The organism is Billgrantia bachuensis (assembly GCF_011742165.1).
Lineage (GTDB): Bacteria > Pseudomonadota > Gammaproteobacteria > Pseudomonadales > Halomonadaceae > Halomonas > Halomonas bachuensis.
Genome location: NZ_JAAQTO010000002.1, coordinates 90,407 through 111,561 on the forward strand (window position 1 = coordinate 90,407; position 21,155 = coordinate 111,561).

The window sequence follows — 21,155 nt, forward strand, 5'->3', positions numbered from 1 at the left end:
CCTTGCACAACAGTGTCAATAAGTCGTACACAAGGAGGCATATACAACTTTGGTGAGGTGACGTCTTGAGCACCCGATTCCTGCGCCACTTCTTCGAACCTCGAACCATCGCCGTGATCGGCGCCTCGGAAAAACCCCACTCCATCGGCGGCATTGTGATTCGCAACCTGCAGGAAGCCGGCTTTACCGGGCAGCTGTGGGCGGTCAATCGCAAAGGCTACGAGACGGTTTTTGGGCAAGCCTGTGTCTCACGGATCAGCGAACTGCCCGAGACACCCGATCTCGCCGTCGTCTGTACGCCGGCCGCGACCCTGCCCAAGGTGATCTCGCGCCTGGGGCGGATTGGCGTCAAGGCGGCACTGGTACTGTCGGGCGGGGCCCACCTCGACGAGGCCGAAGGAGACAAGGGCTCGATCCGCGAGCGCATGCTGCTGTCCGCGCGCGAGTCGGGCATACGCGTGCTGGGGCCGGAGTGCATGGGCCTGATCGTACCGGGACGACACATCAACGCCTCCTACTCCAGCCAGCCGGTCAAGGCGGGCAAGGTCGCCTACCTGGGGCAGTCGGGCATGCTCGGTAATGCCATGATCGATTGGGCAGCGGGACGCGGTATCGGTTTCTCGCACCTGATCACGGTGGGAGACAGTGTCGACGTCATGCTTCCCGACCTGATCGACTACATCAACCAGTACGCCCCGACCCAGGCCATTCTGCTTCATCTGGAGCGCATTCAGGATGCCCAGCACTTCATGACCGCCCTGCGCGACGCCTCTCGTCACCGCCTGGTACTGGCGATCAAGAGCGGTCGCACGCCGCAGTCCGACCTTTCCGACATGCCACCGACCCCGGGCATCGCCAACCGCGACGTGGTCTTCGATGCCGCCTTCTCGCGTGCCGGTGTGGTACGAGTCAACGATTCCGACGAACTGTTCGATGCGCTGATGACACTGTCGCAGATGCGACCGCTCAAGGGCGACCGCCTGGCCATCGTCTCAAACGGCCTGGGACCCGCCATGCTGGCCATCGACAAATTGATCAGCGCCGGAGGAAGCTTGGCGAGCTTCAGTGCGGAGACACGCCAAGCGTTACGGCAGGGTGAGTTCGACATGAGCAAGCCTGGCGAGAACCCGGTGGACCTGGGCGGAAACGCCTCGCCGGAGCGCTTCGTCGAAGCGCTGGAGATCGTCACGGGGGACCCCAGCGTCGACGCCGTGCTGGTAGTGCATGCCCCCACTCGCCTGGCGCCCTCGAAGATCACTGCCCAGGCACTCATTGCCAATCGTAAGCGCTTCAAGCGCAACCTGCTGACCAGTTGGATGGGGCTTGAGGGGGCGCTCTATGCGCGCCACGAATGCAGCATGGCGGGTATTCCGACCTATGTCTCACCGGAAAAAGCGGTCAAGGCATTCATGCATATGGTCGACTACCAGCGCGTGCAGGCGCTGCTGCAGGAGACCCCTCCCAGCTTGCCGTTCAGTACCACCGCAGACATCCGCAGCCGCTGCCATACGCTCATCGAACAGGCCAGGGCCGAAGGGCGCGAGACCTTGTCGCACTCCGAGGCCGCCCAGGTACTCGAGGCCTACGGCATACCCGTGGCCCCTAGCCGCTATGTGCATACACCGGAGGAGGCCGCTGCCGCCGCGGAAGAGCTCGAAGGTCCCTGGGCGCTGAAGATAGTGCACGACGGCAACTGCCGTCCGTTCCGCTACCGCAAGCACCCGCATCGCATCTCGGCGGGGCTGCTGCAGGACCTGCACGAACCGAGTCAGGTGGCTCAAGGGCTCAGCCGGCTCGGCGACAAGGTGCACGAAAAGTTTCCTCCGGTGAAGATTCGCGAGTACTGCCTGCAGCCCATGCAGCGCGGCAAGCAGTCGATGCAGATCTGCGCCGGCATCACCCGCGACTCGGTGTTCGGCCCGCTCATCGTGTTCGGCATCGGCGGCTACAAGGTCAATATCCTCGCGGACCGTCAAGTGGCGCTACCGCCACTGAACATGACCCTGGCCGCCGATGTGGTCGGTCGCACCCACGCCGCACGGTTGATTCGCGAGCACTCGAGCGACCCCGAACGCGACTTGGAAAGACTGTGCCAGCTACTGGTCAAGCTATCGCAAGTGGCCACGGACCTGCTCGAGCTGCGCGGGCTGGAGCTGAACCCCTTGCTGCTCAATCGCGACGGCATGCTGGCGGTGGATTTCGCCCTCGACCTCGGCTCACCGGCACGCTTCGCGATCATGCCGTACCCAGAGGAGTTGCGCGAGTGGGTGACCTTGAGCAACGGCATGCGGGTCGAGGTGCGCCCCATCCGCGCCGAGGACGCACCGCTAATCACCAATTTTCACAGCCAGCTGTCGGAGGAGAGCATTCGCTTTCGCTATTTCCACAACAAATCCGACCTCAGCCAGCGCGACCTGTCGATCCTGTCCCATATCAACTACGACCGACAGATGGCTTTCATCGCCGAACACCAGCAAGAGGATGGCAGCAAGGAGATGCTCGGCGTGGTACGGGTGTGGAACGATCCCGATAACATCCGCACCGAGTTCTCCATCATCGTGCGCGACGACATGGCAGGGCAGGGGCTCGGCAGCCTGTTGATGAGGAAGATGATCGGCTACTGCAAGAGCGTGGGCACGCTGGAGATGATCGGCAAGATCATGGTCGACAACCACCCCATGCGGGCACTGATGAAGCACTTGGGCTTCCGCTGCCGCTACAACATGGAGGAGCAGGTGGTGGATGCAGTACTGCGCCTCAACGAGCCGCAGAGCGAATGGCAGCGGCATCGGTTGGAGAGCTTGCCGGACTAGCGGAAACCCCGATGCATTAATCAGGGTTTCCTATCGCTCGAGCTCAACCGGTCAGGGTGCCAGGCGGAAGGAGCGCCAGGCTTCGTCACGAAACTCGTAGCGGATGCGGTCGTGAAGCCGGCTCGGCTGCCCCTGCCAGAACTCGATCATGTCGGGGGTCACACGGTACCCGCCCCAATGCCCGGGCCGCGGGATATCCTGACCCTCGTAGGCTTGCTCGAAGCGGTGCTGACGCTCCTCGATCCAGTGGCGGTCGGGAATCACCACACTCTGAGTCGCGACCCAGGCGCCCAGTTGGCTGGCACGGGGGCGGCTGTTGAAGTAGGCATCCGACTCCTCGTCACTCACCGGCTCCACCCGGCCCTCAACGCGGATTTGGCGCCCCAGGGAAGGCCACCAGAACACCAGCGCGGCATATGGCACGTTGGTCAGTTCACTGCCCTTGTGGCTGTGGTAGTTGGTGTAGAACACCAGGCCACGCTCGTCGTAGCCCTTCAACAGCACGATCCGCGCATGGGGCAGGCCTTGGCTGTCGACGGTTGCCAGGGTCATCACGTTGCCGTCTTCGCCCTCGGCATCCAGCGCCAGCGTCAGCCACTCGTCGAACAGCACCATGGGCTCTGCGGGCACCATGCCTTCCTCTAGCCTGCCTCCCTCGTAGTCGCGTCGGATGTCGGCAATGTTGCGTGTCATGGCGTACTCCTCGTCCTTTTTGTTCATGGTCGCCGCTGAGGGGCAGCAGCACAACACCCGCGGCTTGACCAGCATCACTTATTACGACATCCGTACTCGGCGGGCATGCCCTCGCGCTTCACTCTCCGTGCCCCATCTTCACCTGACGACTGCGAAAACGGGCGTAGAACATGCAGCCGGTGAATAGCGCCAGAGCTGCCAAGGACTCGGCAACGCCCAGCAACCCTTGGCCTGGCAGCGTGGCCAGCATCACGCCTTGAACGAAGTACAGCAGACTGACGAAGGACAGCCAGGCATGCCCCCTGGCTCGCTTCCCCACAATCGAAGGCAGGAAGAGTATGAGCGGCAGGGTGCGAATGACGATCGGCGTCAGCGGATTGGTGCCGGCCTCCATCGCCAGGCCGTTCCAGACCAGCAGGGCCACCAGCAGTACGTAACTGACGAGAACCAGCCGACGACTGCGCTCGGTGAGCAGGCCCAATCCGTGACGCGACTCGAGTTCCTCGACCCAGCGCCTCATGAGGCCTCATCTCTCAGGCAGCCGAGCGCCAGCGCCAGACGCCCCAGGCGCTTGCCCTGCGCGCGCACCAGACGGCGCTCGGCATCGGCCAACGGCTGGTCGCTTCGCTGCCCCGCGACATGGCTCGCACCGTAGGGAGTACCGCCGACGGTGGTGGTCATCAGATCGGTTTCACTGTAGGGCAGACCGGCATAGACCATGCCGTGATGCAGTAGCGGCAGCAGCATGGAAACCAGCGTGGTCTCCTGTCCACCATGCAGGCTGGAGGTCGAGGTGAAAGCCGTTGCCGGCTTGTCCACCAGCGCCCCGTTGAGCCACAAGGCGCTGGTGGAATCGATGTAGTGCTTGAGTGGCGCGGCCATGTTGCCGAAGCGGGTCGGGCTGCCCAGTGCCAGGCCGGCACAGTGACGCAAATCCTCGAGGTCGGCGTAGATAGCCCCCTCGGCAGGGATCTCTGGGTCGACGGCTTCGCAGGTGGGCGAGACCGGCGGCACGGTGCGCAAACGCGCCTCGATGCCGGGACAGGACTCGACACCGGCTGCCAATTGCTCGGCCATGCTGCGCGTGGCGCCGTGTCGGGAATAATACAGGATCAGCACATAGGGCAGAGAGTCGCGCATCATGGCTCCAGCTCGAAATGGGGCAGGCGGTCAATCATTCGCGTGGAGCAAGGCGAGCACATCCTCGGGGGGGCGACCGATCACGGCGCGCTTACCGTCGTCGGCGATGGGCCGCTCCATCAGCTTGGGATGGCGGACGATGGCCGCGATTACCTGCTCCTGGTCCTGCAGGTTGGTATCCTCGACCTCCTGCCACTCCGGCTCCTGGGTGCGTACCAGACGTTCGCCGTCGGCGTCGAGTCGCCCCATCAGGTCGCGAAGCTCTTCCTCATTCAGCGGTTCGTCGAGATAGCGCCGCACCGCCACCTCGACACCGTGTTCCTCCAGTAACGCCAAGGCCTGGCGCGACTTGGAACAGCGGGGGTTGTGATAGAGCGTAATGGCCATGCGAGACTCCTCGATCCTTGGAAGGCTGGCCCATATTGTAGAAGGGGCGCCGTGTCGGCCACAACCGCAGCCATCCACAATGGTCCGTGTCGATCAGTTGGTTGCGCCAGCGCTAGAGGGGCGCTGCAGTTCGCTCATGCGTCGATACACCCAGGCCATGCGGCCATCATCGAGACGCATGGGCACGCGTTCGTAGCGAATTCCCAGGCGCTCGTAACGGTCCAGACGCTTCAGCTCGTCGGCATCGACCACGATGGCCTCGCCCTCGACTCGCCCGCCCGAGGCCTCGGTCAGGTCCAGCCCTTCGCGGCGAAACCCCTCGATAGAAGCCGGCTCGGTTTCTCCAGCGCGCCCCATCACCACCCAGCGGATCGGCGCAAGGCGCAACGTGCCATAGACGAACACGACATGCTCGCCCTTTTCAATGTGAGGCAAGTGATCAGGACGCTCATAAGTGAACGGGCTCAGCATGGTGAGCCAGAGCCAGCCCAACACGGCCAGCAGGGCGGCGAACAGGCTCATCACGACATAGAGAGAGCGAGGGCGCATGCGCACTCCTTGAGTTTTCGTGCCAGCTATCCTGCCATGGCAGAGGGAGAGCTGTCCGGTTCAACGTGGGCTCGAAGCTCTGTTAGGATGCAAAGCAAGGCTCGATACAGTGGAGGATGCCCATGACTCAGTCAGCGCACGACGATAAGGACTTCAGGGCATTGATGGGAGACGTGAAGCCGCTGCGCAGGAGCGTCAATCGAGCCGATCCAGGTTCGCGCCGCTCGCCCCCCACCGAGGCACAGTTGGCGCGGCGCGAGAGCGCTCAAGCGGATCTCGGTCAGGACAGCTTCCTGTCGGACGACTTCGTCGAGTTGTTGCCACCGTTCGACCCTATCGAGTTCCGTCGTGACGGCATTCAGCAGGGCGTCGTCGACCGTCTGCGCCACGGCGGTTATGCAGCCCAGTCGCGCCTGCACCTGCTGCGCCGCCCGCTGGCCGAATGCCGGCGAGCGCTGCCGCCTTTCATCCACGAGGCCTATGCCCACGACCTGCGCTCGGTGCTGATCGTGCATGGTCGTGGCTCGGAGATCGACAGCCCAGCCAACGTGCTGCGTTCCTACCTGGTCAAATGGCTCGCTCAGTTCGACCAGGTACAGGCTTACGTGTCGGCCCAGCAGGCCGACGGCGGGTTGGGCGCGACCTGGGTCATGTTGCGCAAGAGCGAAAGGGCGAAGGCGGACAACCGCGAGCGCCAGCAGAAGCGGCGCGGCTGATCCGCAACGGCAAAAAGCCGGCACGTGGCCGGCTTTTTTTAGCACCGAGCGGAGGCCCAGGCTAAGCCAGGGCCGGTTCACGTTCCAAGGCTTCACGCATGCGCTGGCGAAACAGAGGTTCGGCCACGTCGACGGCCGGCTGATAGGCACGGCTGAAGGCATTCAGCGCCTGCAGGGCATCTTCCAGCCACTGGTCCTCGCGCAGCGACAGGGCGTCGAACCCACAGCGGCTGAGGAAGAAGACCTGGTCGACGAGCACGTCGCCAATGGCACGAATCTCGCCGTCGTAGCCATAACGCTCGCGTAACAGCCGCGCCAGGCTATAGCCACGGCCATCGGTGAACTTGGGGAAGTCGATGGCGATCAATGGTGCGCCAGACAGCTCCTCGGCCAGTTCCGGTGTCAGCTCGGTGTCGCTCGACAGCCAGGGTGCCAGTTCATGGCCACGCTCCGACGCCTGCCAGCGTGAAAGGGGCACGATGGCAGGGGAGTCGGGCAGTGCCGCCTCCTCGTCTCGAACCAGCTCCCAGCGGTCCTCGGCCGGCTTGCCGCCACGGATGAAGGGGCGTACGGAGGCGTTCTGATCAGGCATATACCCGCTCCTTGAAAGGCTTGAGGCCGATACGGCGATACGTCTCGATGAAGGTCTCGCCCTCGGCACGCTCGCCGACGTAGACCTGCAGCACCTTGTCGATGACCTCGGGCACGCTCTCGCGATCGAACGAGGGGCCCAGGATCTTGCCCAGCGACGATTCGTTGCCCTGGGCACCGCCGAGCGAGATCTGGTACCACTCCTCGCCCTTCTTGTCGACGCCGAGAATACCGATATGGCCGACATGGTGATGGCCGCAGGCGTTCATGCAGCCGGAGATGTTGAGATCCAGCGGCCCCAAGTCGTAGAGATAATCGATGTCCTCGAAGCGCTCCTGGATGGCCTGAGCGACCGGAATCGACTTGGCGTTGGCCAGGGCGCAATAGTCGCCACCAGGGCAGCAGATCAGGTCGGCCAGGGTCCCCACGGTCGGGTTGGCCAGGCCGAGTTCCTGCAGGCGCTGCCAGAGCTCTTCCAGACGATCCACCGCCACGTCGGCCAGCACCAGGTTCTGCTCGTGGGTGACGCGGATCTCTCCATGGCTGAATTCGTCGGCCAAATCGGCGACCTGATGCATTTGCTCCCAGGTCAAATCGCCCGGGGAGTGGCCGCTACGCTTGAGCGACAGCGTGACCGCCTTGTAGCCCGGCACCTTGTGGCCGTGCACGTTATTGGTCACGAAGCGGGCGAAGGCGCGATTCTCGACGCGCAGGCGCTCGAAGTCGGCAATCGACTCCTCGCTTACGGCGCGACGCTCCGGATCGACGAAGTGCGAGTGCATCGCCTCGACCGCTTCGCGAGTCAGCGTCTGCGGCCCATCCTTGAGGTGCGCCCATTCGGCGTCGACCCTGCGACGGAACTCTTCGACGCCCAGCGCCTTGACCAGGATCTTGATGCGCGCCTTGAACTTGTTGTCGCGGCGGCCGAACTGGTTGTAGACGCGTACCAGCGCCTCCAGGTAGGTCAACAGGTGCTGCCACGGCAGGTCGTCGCGTACTACCTCGCCGATCATCGGTGTGCGCCCAAGGCCGCCCCCGGCCAGCACCTTGACACGCACCTCGCCCTGGTCGTCGCGCCACAGGCGCAGGCCCACATCATGAACCTGGATGGCGGCACGATCTTCGGCAGCTCCCGTCACCGCAATCTTGAACTTGCGCGGCAGGTAGGTGAATTCGGGGTGGAAGGTCGACCACTGACGAATCAGCTCGCACCAAGGGCGCGGATCGACTTCCTCATCCTCGGCAATGCCGGCGAACTGGTCGGTAGAGGTGTTGCGGATGTCGTTACCGCTGGTCTGGATCGCGTGCATCTGCACGCTGGCAAGCTCGGCCAGCATGTCGGGCACCGTTTCCAGCTTCGGCCAGTTCAACTGCAGATTGGTACGGGTGGTGAAGTGCCCGTAGCCGCGGTCGAAGTCGCGCGCCAGGTCACCCAGCTTGCGCAGCTGATAGGAAGCCAGCATGCCGTAGGGAATGGCGATGCGCAGCATGGGCGCGTAACGCTGGACATAGAGCCCGTTCTGCACGCGCAGCGGCAGAAATTCTTCGTCGCTGATCCGGCCGGCCAGATAGCGGTTCATCTGGTCGCGAAACTGGGCGACGCGTTCATTGACCAGAGTCTGATCATGTGTGTCGTAGCGATACATTCAGCCGGTCCTGCTGCTAGGGGATTGGCGAAGCGTCAGGGGGCACCATAACGCCCCTGGCATATTCTATGAAAGAATAAATATTTATATTTTTTATACGTAAAAGCATATAAAGCGTCAAGTCGGCTCTGCGCCGCTCAGACTTGTAGCCGCAGCCACTGGCGGCGCTGCCAGATCATCGCGAACCAGAGTGAATTCAGGCAGCGATAGCCGAGCTGTACCCACCAGATGCCCAGTAGCCCCGTCTCCATGACTACGCCGACCCACCAGGCCAACGGCAGGAAAACCAGCCATTGCAGAGTCAGCGTGGTGGTCATCACGGTGCGATTGGCGCCGGCGCCAAGCAGGGCCTGGCCCAGTACCAGGGCGGCCGCATCGAGTACGATCATGACCGCGGTGAGCTGCAACGGAAGGCGAGCCAAGGCTATCAGTTCTCGATCATGCAGGAAAAGACCCAGCACCTGGTCGGGAAACGCCGCCAGGGGCAACGCCAGTGCGGCCAGGCATAGCCAGGCCAGGCGTACCACGTCCCAACCCCAGCGGTGCGCCTCCCCATGGGCCTGCTGACCGAGCGATTGGCCCACTAGACTCATCGCGGCCATGCCCAGCCCCACACCGGGCAATATCAACAGCAATGACAGGTTCACCAGCACGTGGCCCACAGCGACGCTGGCCGTGTCGATTCGGCCCAGGATCCAGAACAGCACTGCGTAACCTGCGGCGAACCAGAGCTGTTGAAAGGAGTGCGGCGCTGCCAGGCGCAGAGTGGTCAAGAGCGCAGGGCGCTGGGGCAGGCCGGTAAGAAACCCACTGGGCACGGCGCGGCGGAAGCTGAGCAGTACCCAGAGCCCGAGGCCCGCGAACAGCGAAAGGGTGGTTCCCGCACCGGCACCAGCCGCTCCCATGGCCGGCAGACCCAGGTGGCCGAAGATCAGGCCGATGCTGGCCGCCACGTTGACGACGTGCATCATCAGCATGATGCGCAGGTAGAAACCACTCTGTTCGATGCCGTTCCAGTAGCCGCGAAAGCAGAAGATCATCGCCACGGCAACGAGCGACAGCACCCGCCAGCGGAAGTAATCCACTGCCACGGCATTCACTTCCACATCGGGATTGAGTAGCTCCATCAGCCGTGGCGCCTGCCACAGGCAGAGCAGGGTGACGGGCAGCGATATCAACAGCGCAATGACCAACCCCGCATTGAGCGGCAGGGCACGCTGCTGCCAGGCTTGCTCGCCATGTCGCCAGGCTGTTTGCGCCTGCACGCCCGAAGAGAGCCCGAACACCAGCGCGGTAATCAGGAACATGGCATAGCCGCCGATACCTACGCCGGCCAGGGGTACTTCGCCGAGCGAGCCGACCAGGGCCGCATCGATCAGATTGATCAGACTCTGGGTCAACATCGCGGCAATGATCGGCACGGCGAGGCTCAGAATACGCCGGCGGCGGATCGAGTCGGGTAGCATCCGTCTATCGCTGGTTTCGGCAGGCGCCCACGCCACAGGCGTAGGCGCGCTTGGCGCTGGTATCAGGCGGGGTCATAGGAGAGAACCGGGGACAGCCAGCGCTCCAGTTCCACAAGCGACATGCCCTTGCGCTCGGCCAATGCCTCGACCTGATCGCGGGTGATCTTGCCGGTGGAGAAGTACTTCGACTGCGGATGAGAGAAGTACCAACCCGATACCGCCGCGGCCGGCCACATGGCGAAGTTCTCGGTCAGCTCGATGCCGGCATTCTCGGTGGCCTCGAGCAAGCGGAACAGCGTGCGCTTCTCGGTATGGTCGGGGCAGGCGGGGTAGCCCGGCGCCGGTCGGATGCCCTGGTACTTCTCGGCGATCAGGGCGTCGTTGTCCAGCGTCTCGTCGGGTACATAGCCCCAGTACTCCTTGCGCACGCGCTCGTGCATGCGCTCGGCGAAAGCCTCGGCCAGGCGGTCGGTAAGCGCCTGGACCATGATCGCGCTGTAATCGTCTCCGGCTGCCTTGTAGCGCTCGGCCAAGGCCTCGACACCGTGCCCGGTGGTTACGGCGAAACCACCGATCCAGTCGGGTTTGCCGCTCTCCTTGGGCGCAATGAAATCCGCCAGGCTATAGCACACGCCGTCGCGGTTCTTGGTGGTCTGCTGACGAATGTGGTGCAGCCGCTCGATGACCTGGGTGCGCGCTTCGTCGGCATACACCTCGATGACATCGTCGTCGACGCTGTTGGCCGGCCACAGGCCGATTACACCGCGCGCCTCGATGTGTTTCTCGTCGATCAGCTTGCGCAGCATCTGCTGGGCATCGACGAACAGGCTGCGCGCCGCCTCGCCGACCACCGCATCGTCGAGGATCTTGGGATATTTACCCGCCAGTTCCCAGCTCATGAAGAAGGGCGTCCAGTCGATGCGCTCGACCAGTTCCTCGATATCGTAGCCGTCGAATATCTTGAGTCCGGCAAGGGTGGGCCTGGGTGGGGTATAGCCGTCCCAATCGATGGGCAGCTTGCGCTGGCGGGCTTCGGCGTAGCTCAGGTCGGCGGCCTTGGGTCGACGCTTGGCATTACGGTCCCGCGCCTGTTCGTACTCGGCCTTGATCTCGGCCGTATAGGCAGGCTTGAGCGCCGGCGAGAGCAGCTTGCCAGCCACGCCTACCGCACGCGAGGCATCGGTCACGTAGATGACCGGCTCGTCGTACTGGGGCTCGACCTTCACCGCGGTATGTGCCTTGGAGGTGGTGGCACCGCCGATCAGCAGCGGCAGCGTGAACCCCTGGCGCTTCATCTCCTTGGCCACGTGCACCATTTCGTCCAGCGAAGGGGTGATCAGGCCCGACAGGCCAATGATGTCGGCGTTCTCCTGGCGGGCCGTCTGCAGGATCTTTTCGGCCGGCACCATCACGCCGAGGTCCACAACGTCGTAGTTGTTGCATTGCAGGACAACGCCGACGATGTTCTTGCCGATATCGTGCACATCGCCCTTGACCGTGGCCATGACGATCTTGCCCTTGGCCTGGGTACCTTCGCTCTTCTCGGCTTCGATGTAGGGAATGAGGTAAGCCACCGCCTGCTTCATGACGCGCGCCGACTTTACCACCTGGGGCAGGAACATCTTGCCGGCACCGAACAGGTCGCCGACCACGTTCATGCCATCCATCAACGGCCCTTCGATCACCTCGATGGGACGCGCGGCGCGCTGACGGGCAAGCTCGGTATCTTCCTCTATAAATGTCGTTATGCCTTTGACCAGGGCATGCTCGATGCGCTTTTCCACCGGCCAGCTGCGCCACTCGAGGTCTTCCTTCTTGGCCGCGCCGCTACCGTCACCCTTGTACTTGTCGGCCAGGTCGACCAGTCGCTCGGTACCGTCGCTGCGACGATTGAGCACTACATCCTCGACCGCTTCGCGCAGTTCGGCCGGCAGGCTGTCGTAGACCGCCAACTGACCGGCGTTGACGATGCCCATGGTCAGTCCGGCGCGGATGGCGTGGTAGAGAAATACCGAATGGATCGCCTCGCGCACCGGGTCGTTGCCGCGAAACGAGAACGATACGTTGGAGACGCCGCCCGACACCATGGCATGGGGCAGGTGCTCCCGGATCCAGCGTGTGGCTTCGATGAAGTCGACGGCGTAGTTGTCGTGCTCCTCGATGCCGGTGGCAATGGCGAAGATATTGGGATCGAAGATAATATCTTCCGGCGGGAAGCCGATCTCCTCCACCAGCAGCTCATAGGCGCGCTGACAGATCTCCGTCTTGCGCGCGAAGGTGTCGGCCTGGCCGGCCTCGTCGAACGCCATCACCACCACGGCGGCACCATAGCGGCGGCACAGCGTCGCCTGCTCGCGGAAGGCCGCCTCGCCCTCCTTGAGCGAGATGGAGTTGACCACCGCCTTGCCCTGCACGCACTTGAGCCCGGCCTCGATGATCTCCCACTTGGAGGAGTCGATCATGATCGGCACGCGGGCGATGTCGGGCTCTCCGGCGATCAGGTTGAGGAAGCGCACCATCGCTTCCTGGGACTCGAGCATGCCCTCGTCCATGTTGATGTCGATGACCTGCGCGCCGTTCTCCACCTGCTCCAGCGCCACCTCCAGCGCCGTGGTGTAGTCTTCATCGACGATCAGGCGCTTGAAGCGCGCCGAGCCGGTGACGTTGGTGCGCTCGCCGACGTTGACGAACAGCGAGTCCTTCTCGATGTTGAACGGCTCCAGACCCGACAGACGACACGCACGGGGGCGCTCGGGCACCTGGCGCGGCGCCAGGCCCTGGATGGCGGCGTGAATCGCAGCGATGTGTTCGGGCGTCGAGCCGCAGCAGCCACCGATGATGTTGACCAGGCCGCTCTCGGCGAACTCGGCAACGATGGCGGCCATCTCTTCCGGCGTCTGGTCGTACTCGCCGAATTCATTGGGCAGCCCGGCGTTGGGGTGCGCGGAGACGAAGGTGTCGGCCTTGGTCGAGAGCTCTTCCAGATAGGGGCGAAGCTCCTCGGCACCCAGCGCACAGTTCAGGCCGATGGAGAGCGGCCGGGCATGACGCACCGAATTCCAGAACGCCTCGGTGGTCTGGCCCGAGAGGGTGCGGCCGGAGGCATCAGTAATGGTGCCGGAAATCATCACCGGCAACCGCTCGCCACGGTCATCGAACAGCGTCTCGAGGGCGAAGATGGCGGCCTTGGCATTGAGCGTGTCGAAGATGGTCTCGATCAGGATCAGGTCGGCGCCGCCCTCGATCAGCGCTTCGGCGGCCTCGTAGTAGTTGTCGCGCAACTGGTCGAAGGTGACGTTTCGCTTGGCCGGGTCGTTGACGTCGGGGGACAGCGAGGCAGTACGCGAAGTCGGCCCCAGCACGCCGGCCACATAGCGCGGCACGCCGGTTTCGGCCGCCACGGCGTCGCACACTTCACGCGCCAGGCGTGCTGATTCTCGATTGAGTTCGGGTACCAGTTCCTCCATGCCATAGTCGGCCTGCGAGAGGCGGGTACTGTTGAAGGTGTTGGTCTCGACGATGTCGGCGCCGGCTTCGAGGTAGTCGCGATGGATGCGCGCCACCAGATCGGGGCAGGTCAGCGCCAGCAGGTCGTTGTTGCCCTTGAGCTCGGAGGGCCAGTCGCGGAAGCGCTCGCCGCGGAAATCGTCTTCGTCGAGTCGGGCATTCTGCAACATGGTACCCATGCCGCCATCCAGCATGAGGATGCGCTCGCCGAGCCGTTCGGTGAGGGTGGCGGTCAGTGCAGAGGGTAGGGCGGCCATGGGTTGGGTCGGTCTCCAGCGAAAGTCACGTCTATGAGTCTATGCCGCCCTGCTGATTCTTCTCGGCTACTGGGCAGGGTCGGTCGTGTCAGCCCGACATGGTAGCAAAACCAGCCGCTTGAGGGCAGGGCTGGTCAAAAACCGAGCAAAATAGTCGGGATTGTCTCGCGGCATGCTTTTGCATACCATAATGGTATGTCACATACGGCCGGCCCGACGAGGCCAGGCCCGACCAGCGAGAACACCATGAGTGAGATCATCCGGATTACCGACAGCGCCCAGGACTACCTCGCCGAGCTGCTCGAGAAGCAGAACGTCGAAGGGATCGCGGTGCGCATCTTCATCACCCAGCCGGGTACGCCTTATGCCGAGACCTGCCTGGCCTATTGCCGGCCTGGCGAGGAAGAGCCCAGCGACGAGCGCCTGGAACTCGAGAAGATTACGGCGCTGATCGACAAGAACAGCATTCCCTTCCTCGAGGAAGCGGTGGTCGACTTCAATGCCGACCGCATGGGCGGCCAGCTGACCATCAAGGCGCCCAACGCCAAGATGCCCAAGGTCAACGCCGATAGCCCGATCGAGGATCGCGTCAATTATATTCTCTACAGCGAGATCAACCCAGGGCTTGCCGCCCACGGCGGCGAAATCAAGCTGGTCGAGTTGACCGCGGATCAGGTGGCGGTGCTCGCCTTCGGCGGTGGTTGCCAGGGTTGTGCAGCAGTCGACCTGACCCTCAAGGAGGGTGTGGAAAGAACCCTGATGGAGCGCATCCCGGAGCTTGCCGGCATTCGTGACGTAACCGACCACACCGACACCACCAACGCCTACTACCGCTGATCTCTCTTCAGCAGCCTCTCACGCTTCGCTGATACTGTCGGATACATACTATCGAGAGCTTCCCGGCCGCGCTCCAGGGCGCGGCCGGGAAGCTTCAGCGAATGCTCTCGGAAGGCTCCGCTGCGGAGCCTTCCTGCGTTTCAACTCCGCCCTCCGTGGAGCGCGACACCACGCCATCCTCACCCGGTTGCCAGATACGCCGCATCAGCTCGGCATCGAGTGTGCGCAGGCGTGCCGCCTGCTCGTCGATATGACGCTTCTGGTCATCGATGCGCGCCTGCAGCAGCGACTGCTCGTGGCGCAGGGTATCGATGCGTTCCTCGGCCCGGCTTCTGGCCCATTGGGTCTCGCGGTGCTGTTTCTCCTCGCGCCCCAGCGCAACCTGGGTCTCGTGGAGCTGTCGCTGCAGGTTGTCCTGGCGCTTCTCCAGCTGCTGGACGGTAGCGTCATGCCGCTTCTCGGCCGACACCCGCTCCTGCCGAGACTCGTCGAGCAGGCTCATGAGGCGCGCCTCGGCCGCCTCGTGGCGTTGCTCTTCCTGATTCAGGCGCGCCAACTGCTGAGCGTCGCGGTCGGCCAACGCCTGCTGGTGGGCCTGGCCCTGCTGCTCGTTCTCCTTCTGCAGCTTGTCGAGCTGCTGCAAGGAGCGGGTTAGCCGCTCCTCCAACTGGCGGGCGCGCTCCTGCCACTGGTCGCGCTCGGCTTCCACCCGTGCCAAGGCGGCACTGCGCTGCTCGAGACGCTGCTCCGTCCCCGCCAAGTGCGACGACAGGGCGGCTTCGCGCTGCTCGGCATCCTCTACCTGGCGCCGCGCTTCCTGTATGGCGGCCTCGGTCTCGGCCACGCGTCGGTCGGCCTCCTCGCGATAACTTGCCAGGGCCTCGCCGGCTGACTCCTGAGCCTTTTGCCACAGGCTTTCCGCCAGCCTCAGCACCGGTTCCGGCATGGCGTGCGAGGCGGGCAGGTCACGGTTAGCCTCGCGCTGGAATCGCCACTCGCGCAGGTGATCGCTGATGGTAGTGAAACTGCCGGTTCCCAGCACGTCTCGAATCTTCTGGACGCTGGGGGCATCCCCCTTGGCCAGCAGGGTCTCGATGGCCTGCTGAACATCCTCGTACTGCACACCGCTGCGTGCCATGACGATCTCCTTGGTGGTGTGGCGGCTGATCCTTGCTCACGCGGCAGGGCGTCGCTTGTTCTTCTGTTGCAGTGCGCCCGCCTAGATGACTAAGCATAGCGACTTTCGTCCAATCCAGAAAGAAAATTACGTTACAGATATTACGTAATTTACATTACATAATTTTATAAAATTCAAGATTACCCGCCTTATCTTGAATAAATTACCGCTACAGGAGAGACTCGAGCCACTCGATAGCGAAAAAGCGGGGAGAGGCAAGATGAGGGCACCCAGCGAGGAGGGCGGCGGCGCCATTCTCCCCGGCCAGCAGCAGGGAGCGAGCATGCCTGCTCCGGCACATGATCTGGCACTGCCCGTGGCAAGCAGGACAGCACGCATTGCCGCCGGAAGCGACGCCGAGGCGGTGGCGCAGTGGCTCGCCGAGTTTCGCGCCAGCCCGCAGACGCTACGTGCCTACCGCCGCGAGGCAGAGCGCCTGCTGCTGTGGCTGGAGCATCAACGGCGCAGCCTCGGTGAGCTGCGTCGGCACGACCTGGATGCCTACGAGGCTTTCCTGGCGTCTCCTACGCCGCGCCAGCTCTGGGTGGGGCCGCCTCGGCCGCGCCACGCGCCGGACTGGCGACCGTTTCGCGGGCCGCTGTCGCCGGCCAGCCGACGGCAGAGCCTGATCATCCTGCAGGGCATGTTCACCTGGCTGGTGGAAGCGGGATGGGTCAATCACAATCCGTTTCGCCTGATGCGCGACAAGCGCCGCCGACTCGACAATCGCCAGGCCGGCATCGAGCGCTATCTGGAACGAACGCTTTGGGAGTGGCTATGGCAGTGGCTGACACGACCGCAGCAGGTGAACGTCAGTGCCCGCGAGCGCTACCTGAGGCATCGGCGGATCATGATCTTCGGCTTCGCCTACTTGTTGGCGCCGCGAATCAGCGAGATGGCCGCCGCCAGGATGGGCGACTTCTTCCGGCGCGAAGGCCGCTGGTGGTGGCGCGTGGTGGGCAAGGGCGGCAAGACGGCACGTATCCCGGTACCCGACGACATGCTGGTCCTGCTGGGCAACTGGCGGGAAGTGCTGGGCCTGGCACCCGCCCCGCGCCCGGGCGAGGAGGGCGCCGTACTGCGCGGCCTGGATGGCCAGCGCGGCCTGGGCGACAACCAGCTCTACCGCCTGATCCGCGACGCCTTTCACCAGGCGGCCGATGCCCTGGAAGCCGAGGCAGGAGAGAAGGCGATGTCGCAGGTGACCCGGCTGCGTGAAGCGACGCCACACTGGCTGCGCCATACTGCACTCACTCATCAGGCTCAGGCCGGCGTAGAGCTGCGCTACCTCGCCAGCACCGCGCGTCATTCGCGGCTGGACACCACCGCCCAGTACCTGCATGCCGAAGACGAGGAGTGGCATCGCCAACAGTCCGCCCATGGCTTGCCCGGTCGGGTGGAGGAGCCGGTATAATGGCGTTCAAGCCAACCAGGGAGACGACATGACCACCGAAGCCACGGCCGAACAGGCCCAGCAGGCCCTGCGGGAAGAGTTCGAGATGTTCGACAACTGGATGGATCGCTACCAGTACATCATCGACATGGGCAAGCAGCTGCCGGCGTTTCCGGAGGAGTGGAAAACTCCCGAGCGCAAGATCCAGGGCTGCCAGTCGAACGTCTGGATCCACCATCGCCGCGATGGCGAGGTGCTGCACTTCGATGCGGTGTCGGATGCCGCTATCGTCTCCGGCCTGATCGCAGTGCTGCTGCGCATTTACAACGACCGTCCGGCCGGCGAGATTCGCGATACCAGCCCGCACTTCCTCGAAGACCTGGGGCTCGACAAGCATCTTTCCCCCACGCGCAGCAATGGTCTGCACGCCATGCTCGGCAAGATCTACGAAATTGCCGCGGAAGAGGCACCTTCAACCTGACGTCGCTCTGCGGGTTGCGTGGCCGCCTGGCGCTGACGCTCCCGCATGAGAATGCCTTCGGCATCCAGGCTGGCAATGGCAACGTCCGGTGCCGTGGGGATCTCTCCCGCCATCTGCAGCGCCTGATAACGTCCGCAGCAAACGCGCAGGAAGGAGGCGAAGTTTGCGGGGTCGTGGCCGGCTTCGGCGCACTCGCGGGAGAGCTTCGCTACCAGCTGGCTGAGAGAGAGGTCGTCGCGTCTGCCGATCTCCTCGAGTACCGTCCAGAAGAACCTCTCCAGGCGTACGCTGGTCGAGATACCATCGAGGCGCATTGAGCGCGTCTGGGGCTCCCAGAGGCCCGGCTCGGCGCCGATGAAAAGCCTGCACATGCCATTCCCTCCCTTGCTACCTGCCCGACGCCATTATCATGGCGCCGGGCGCGGACCAGGGCAAGGCGCTCGCGGAAAGTGGTCTGCCACCGGAACGCTAGCTAGAGCTCGATGCGTGTCTCGAGTACGGCCAGGAACTGGGCGAGCCATGCCGGATGGGCGGGCCAGGCCGGGGCGGTGACCAGCTTGCCGTCAGTCACGGCATCGTCCACCGCGATGTCGGCGTAGCGACCGCCGGCCAGCTCCACCTCGGGGCGGCAGGCAGGGTAGGCCGAGCAGGTACGGCCTTCCAGCACCCGGGCGGCAGCCAGCAATTGCGCAGCGTGACAGATCGCCGCCACCGGCTTGTCGGCACTGAAGAAGTGACGCACCAGCTCGATGACCTTTTCGTTCAGGCGCAGGTACTCCGGTGCGCGCCCGCCAGCAATCACCAGGCCGTCGTACTCCTCCGGCTTTACGGTGGCGAAATCCGCGTTGAGGGTGAATCGATGGCCCGGCTTTTCGCTATAGGTCTGGTCACCCTCGAAGTCGTGAATGGCGGTGGCAATGCTCTCGCCGGCCCGCTTGTCGGGACAGACGGCGTCAACACGGTGGCCCACTGCCTGCAGGGCCTGGAACGGAACCATGGTCTCGTAGTCTTCGGCAAAATCGCCGCACAGCAAGAGCAGACGCTTGGCGGACATGGCGTTTCTCCTCATCGGCTCGTTATGGTAGGTGTGCCACGGATCAGTCTGGCACAAGCAAACCGGAGGAGGGTGGTAGTGGGCTACTACACCGGCCAGCAAGCGACCCGTTGTGAGAGGAGCGCCGGCATGGCGACTTCAGTGCCCGGAGGTATGCTGACCATGGCGACAGCGGAAGTGCTCGTCTAGCTCGGGATCGTTCAGACACAGCCGCTCACTCGGCCCCCCGGGCACCGGATCGATACCGCCGGCGCTGCCGGGGTGGCAACGTACGATACGTTTGGCGGCAAGCCAGCCACCATGCAGCGGACCGTGGACCTGAATGGCTTCCATGGCGTAGTGAGAACAGCTAGGCCAGTAACGGCAGCGCGGCCCCAGCAAGGGGCTCACCACCATCTGGTAGAGCCGGACCAGGGCGATCAACGCCAGCCCCAGTGTATGCCGCAGGAGCCGACCCAGGCTTGCTATCCAAGCTGCCAGGCAAGGCACGCTTTAGCGCCTCTCCGGCTGCTGGCGATAGAGGATTTCGGGATCGATCAGCGGCTCGCTGGCGATACGCGCCTCACCGTCTTCCAGCGCCACGTAGAAACAGCTGCGCCGACCGGTATGGCAGGCCGGCCCGGTCTGTTCGACCTGAAGCAGCAGGGTGTCGCCATCGCAATCGAGGCATGCACCGCGCAGGTGCTGCTGCTGGCCGGAGGATTCCCCCTTGCGCCACAGCTTGCCCCGCGAGCGTGACCAGTAGCAGACGCGTCCGGTTGAAAGGGTCTCTTCCAGCGCCTCGCGGTTCATCCAGGCCATCATCAACACTTCGCCGCTGTCGTGCTGCTGGGCGATGGCGGGAATCAAGCCATCATCGTTGAAGCGCACCGCATCGAGAACCGGCGAGAGCGGCAGGCGGGCATCGAGCTCGGCACGCTCGAGTTGCTTGAAGGTATCGGTCATGGCATTTCCATTATGGCTGGCTCAGGCCCGCGCCGCCGCATTCAGGCACAGGTCACAGCTACCCAATAGCTCGATGGTCTGGCGTTCGACGCGAAACCCCAGGTCACGTGCCTGGGCGCTGAGCTGGGCATTCACGTCATCCAGATGCAGCTCCTCGACTCGCCCGCAGTGGCGGCAGATCAACAGCTGGAAGCCATGCGCGTGCTCGGGGCACGGGCAGGCTACATAGGCATTCAGCGACTCGATGCGATGCACCAGTCCCTGTTCGATCAGGAAGTCGAGGGCTCGATAGACGGTAGGCGGGCGTGCAGCCGCATGCTCGACGGCAAGGCGATCGAGTAGCTCATAGGCCTTGAGGCCACCGCTGGCCGCGGCAATCATCTCGAGTACGCGCCGGCGGATCGGGGTAAAGCGCACCCCGCGGAGTTGGCATTGTCTTTCGGCCTGCGCGAGCAGGGCAGTAGCGTCGGTCATGTGTGACCCGGTGTCTCAGGAACAGCGTTCATTCTACGTGTTGACACAAGTCGGGGCCAGCTCGGGTTCGGGCAGGTCCTTGAGCTCGCCACGACGGGCGAAGTGACGCTGGGCAAAGGTGACTCGCTCCTTGACGCTCAAGCGGTCGGACTGCTTCTCCACCAGATCGAGGCGCGAGCGCAGTCCTTCGCCATTGGCCATCTGGATGGCAAGCCCCGGACGGGCGTTGAGCTCGAGCAGCATGGGGCCCCGGTTGCGGTCGATCACCATGTCGGTACCCAGGTAGCCAAGCCCGGTCATTTCGTAGCAGCTCGCCGCCAGCTCGAGCAGATTCGTCCAGTCGGGAATGCGCAGGCTGGCCAGCTCGTGACCGGTATCGGGGTGGTCGCGTCGCGAACGGTCGAACTGGACGCCACGCACCGCAGTTCCCGTGGCAATGTCGAGCCCCACGCCCACTGCGCCCTGGTGCAGATTGGCCTTGCCGTCGGAGGCAGCAGTCGAGAGGCGCATCATGGCCATCACCGGATAGCCGCGGAAAACGATCACGCGGATATCGGGTACGCCTTCGTAGGTATACTCGGAGAGCTTCTCGTCGAAGTTGATCAGCGCCTCGATCATCGCCACGTCGGGAGCGCCGCCGAGGGAATATAGCCCCGACAGGATATTGGAGATGTGGCGATGCAGATCCTCGAGGCTCAGCTTGGCCCCGCTGGGCTTGACGAAACCGTCGTGGTCGACCCGCTCGATGACCAGGATGCCCTTGCCACCGCTGCCCTTGGCCGGCTTGATGGCAAAGCCGTCGTGCCCCGCGATCATGTTGCCCACCCGCTTGACCTCGAACTGGGTGGTCACGGTGCCGATCAGCGCCGGGGTGGTGATGCCGTACTGCTCGGCGAGCAGCTTGGTCTTGAGCTTATCATCCACCAACGGATAGAGCCGCCGGCTGTTGTAGCGCCCGATGTAGCGTATGTTGCGCCGGTTCATGCCGATGATACCGCGTCGCAGAAGCTGGCTTGGCCTTGCCCACAT

At 63.8% G+C, this 21,155-nt stretch carries 21 protein-coding genes; 5 read left to right on the forward strand and 16 right to left on the reverse strand.

All coding sequences use genetic code 11. The features are described 5' to 3' along the window. The first annotated feature begins 65 nt into the window (after nt 1–65). Nucleotides 66–2,813 carry a bifunctional acetate--CoA ligase family protein/GNAT family N-acetyltransferase gene (locus HBJ55_RS00670; RefSeq protein ID WP_167110006.1) on the forward strand — a complete coding sequence of 916 codons (2,748 nt, stop codon included), beginning with the start codon at nt 66–68 and terminating at the stop codon, nt 2,811–2,813. A gap of 51 nt (nt 2,814–2,864) precedes the next feature. Here HBJ55_RS00670 and pdxH read toward each other — a convergent pair whose 3' ends face one another. The 5 genes from pdxH to HBJ55_RS00695 form a co-directional block, all read right to left on the reverse strand. Further along, complete coding sequence (gene pdxH / locus HBJ55_RS00675) at nt 2,865–3,506, reverse strand: pyridoxamine 5'-phosphate oxidase (protein ID WP_167110008.1); 642 nt, start codon at nt 3,504–3,506, stop codon at nt 2,865–2,867. A gap of 118 nt (nt 3,507–3,624) precedes the next feature. Then, the gene (locus HBJ55_RS00680) at nt 3,625–4,026 is read right to left on the reverse strand and encodes a DUF2069 domain-containing protein (RefSeq protein WP_167110010.1); all 402 of its coding nucleotides are present in this window, start codon (nt 4,024–4,026) and stop codon (nt 3,625–3,627) included. Further along, nucleotides 4,023–4,646: an NAD(P)H:quinone oxidoreductase gene (wrbA, locus tag HBJ55_RS00685; RefSeq protein ID WP_167110012.1), complete on the reverse strand. Its 624-nt coding sequence runs from the start codon at nt 4,644–4,646 to the stop codon at nt 4,023–4,025. The genes HBJ55_RS00680 and wrbA overlap by 4 nt, the downstream gene beginning before the upstream one ends. Nucleotides 4,647–4,676: 30 nt before the next feature. Beyond that, on the reverse strand, nt 4,677–5,033 hold the full coding sequence (arsC, locus tag HBJ55_RS00690) for an arsenate reductase (glutaredoxin) (protein ID WP_167110014.1): 357 nt from the start codon (nt 5,031–5,033) through the stop codon (nt 4,677–4,679). 93 nt (nt 5,034–5,126) lie between these two features. Then, a complete protein-coding gene (locus HBJ55_RS00695; RefSeq protein ID WP_167110016.1) occupies nt 5,127–5,582 on the reverse strand; it encodes a gamma-glutamylcyclotransferase family protein in 456 nt (151 codons plus the stop codon). Between the two features lie 122 nt (nt 5,583–5,704). Between HBJ55_RS00695 and smrA the strand changes: the two genes are divergently transcribed. Then, on the forward strand, nt 5,705–6,298 hold the full coding sequence (gene smrA, locus HBJ55_RS00700; RefSeq protein ID WP_167110019.1) for a DNA endonuclease SmrA: 594 nt from the start codon (nt 5,705–5,707) through the stop codon (nt 6,296–6,298). Nucleotides 6,299–6,359: 61 nt separating this feature from the next. Here the strand turns inward: smrA and HBJ55_RS00705 are convergent, their stop codons facing one another. The 4 genes from HBJ55_RS00705 to metH form a co-directional block, all read right to left on the reverse strand. Beyond that, nucleotides 6,360–6,890 carry a DUF934 domain-containing protein gene (locus HBJ55_RS00705; protein WP_167110021.1) on the reverse strand — a complete coding sequence of 177 codons (531 nt, stop codon included), beginning with the start codon at nt 6,888–6,890 and terminating at the stop codon, nt 6,360–6,362. Beyond that, entirely contained in the window at nt 6,883–8,535 is a 1,653-nt protein-coding gene (locus HBJ55_RS00710; protein ID WP_167110023.1) for a nitrite/sulfite reductase, read from the reverse strand. The genes HBJ55_RS00705 and HBJ55_RS00710 overlap by 8 nt, the downstream gene beginning before the upstream one ends. Nucleotides 8,536–8,672: 137 nt before the next feature. After that, nucleotides 8,673–10,001 carry an MATE family efflux transporter gene (locus HBJ55_RS00715; protein ID WP_167110025.1) on the reverse strand — a complete coding sequence of 443 codons (1,329 nt, stop codon included), beginning with the start codon at nt 9,999–10,001 and terminating at the stop codon, nt 8,673–8,675. A gap of 62 nt (nt 10,002–10,063) precedes the next feature. After that, the gene (gene metH, locus HBJ55_RS00720) at nt 10,064–13,765 is read right to left on the reverse strand and encodes a methionine synthase (RefSeq protein ID WP_167110027.1); all 3,702 of its coding nucleotides are present in this window, start codon (nt 13,763–13,765) and stop codon (nt 10,064–10,066) included. A gap of 246 nt (nt 13,766–14,011) precedes the next feature. Between metH and nfuA the strand changes: the two genes are divergently transcribed. Then, nucleotides 14,012–14,602, forward strand: coding sequence for a Fe-S biogenesis protein NfuA (gene nfuA, locus HBJ55_RS00725; protein WP_167110029.1), 591 nt, complete (start codon nt 14,012–14,014; stop codon nt 14,600–14,602). A gap of 94 nt (nt 14,603–14,696) precedes the next feature. Here nfuA and HBJ55_RS00730 read toward each other — a convergent pair whose 3' ends face one another. Continuing rightward, nucleotides 14,697–15,740, reverse strand: coding sequence for a DNA-binding protein (locus HBJ55_RS00730; RefSeq protein WP_167110031.1), 1,044 nt, complete (start codon nt 15,738–15,740; stop codon nt 14,697–14,699). Nucleotides 15,741–16,062: 322 nt separating this feature from the next. Between HBJ55_RS00730 and HBJ55_RS00735 the strand changes: the two genes are divergently transcribed. Both HBJ55_RS00735 and HBJ55_RS00740 read left to right on the forward strand, forming a co-directional pair. Further along, nucleotides 16,063–17,193 carry a tyrosine-type recombinase/integrase gene (locus HBJ55_RS00735; protein WP_167110118.1) on the forward strand — a complete coding sequence of 377 codons (1,131 nt, stop codon included), beginning with the start codon at nt 16,063–16,065 and terminating at the stop codon, nt 17,191–17,193. A 28-nt stretch (nt 17,194–17,221) separates the two neighbouring features. After that, nucleotides 17,222–17,653: a SufE family protein gene (locus HBJ55_RS00740; protein ID WP_167110033.1), complete on the forward strand. Its 432-nt coding sequence runs from the start codon at nt 17,222–17,224 to the stop codon at nt 17,651–17,653. On the opposite strand, the gene HBJ55_RS00745 is transcribed toward HBJ55_RS00740, so the two are convergent. The 6 genes from HBJ55_RS00745 to HBJ55_RS00770 all read right to left on the reverse strand — a co-directional run bounded on the left by HBJ55_RS00745 (nt 17,617) and on the right by HBJ55_RS00770 (nt 21,155). Further along, the gene (locus HBJ55_RS00745) at nt 17,617–18,024 is read right to left on the reverse strand and encodes a ribbon-helix-helix domain-containing protein (RefSeq protein ID WP_167110035.1); all 408 of its coding nucleotides are present in this window, start codon (nt 18,022–18,024) and stop codon (nt 17,617–17,619) included. The two genes, HBJ55_RS00740 and HBJ55_RS00745, sit on opposite strands and share 37 nt — an antisense overlap. A gap of 101 nt (nt 18,025–18,125) precedes the next feature. Further along, the gene (locus HBJ55_RS00750) at nt 18,126–18,707 is read right to left on the reverse strand and encodes a DJ-1/PfpI family protein (RefSeq protein ID WP_167110037.1); all 582 of its coding nucleotides are present in this window, start codon (nt 18,705–18,707) and stop codon (nt 18,126–18,128) included. Between the two features lie 138 nt (nt 18,708–18,845). Continuing rightward, the gene (gene yidD / locus HBJ55_RS00755) at nt 18,846–19,187 is read right to left on the reverse strand and encodes a membrane protein insertion efficiency factor YidD (RefSeq protein WP_240935935.1); all 342 of its coding nucleotides are present in this window, start codon (nt 19,185–19,187) and stop codon (nt 18,846–18,848) included. Nucleotides 19,188–19,199: 12 nt separating this feature from the next. Beyond that, nucleotides 19,200–19,652, reverse strand: coding sequence for a phosphoribosyl-AMP cyclohydrolase (gene hisI, locus HBJ55_RS00760; protein WP_167110039.1), 453 nt, complete (start codon nt 19,650–19,652; stop codon nt 19,200–19,202). A gap of 21 nt (nt 19,653–19,673) precedes the next feature. Further along, the gene (locus HBJ55_RS00765) at nt 19,674–20,126 is read right to left on the reverse strand and encodes a transcriptional repressor (RefSeq protein WP_167110042.1); all 453 of its coding nucleotides are present in this window, start codon (nt 20,124–20,126) and stop codon (nt 19,674–19,676) included. 33 nt (nt 20,127–20,159) lie between these two features. Beyond that, complete coding sequence (locus HBJ55_RS00770; RefSeq protein ID WP_167110044.1) at nt 20,160–21,155, reverse strand: alpha-L-glutamate ligase-like protein; 996 nt, start codon at nt 21,153–21,155, stop codon at nt 20,160–20,162.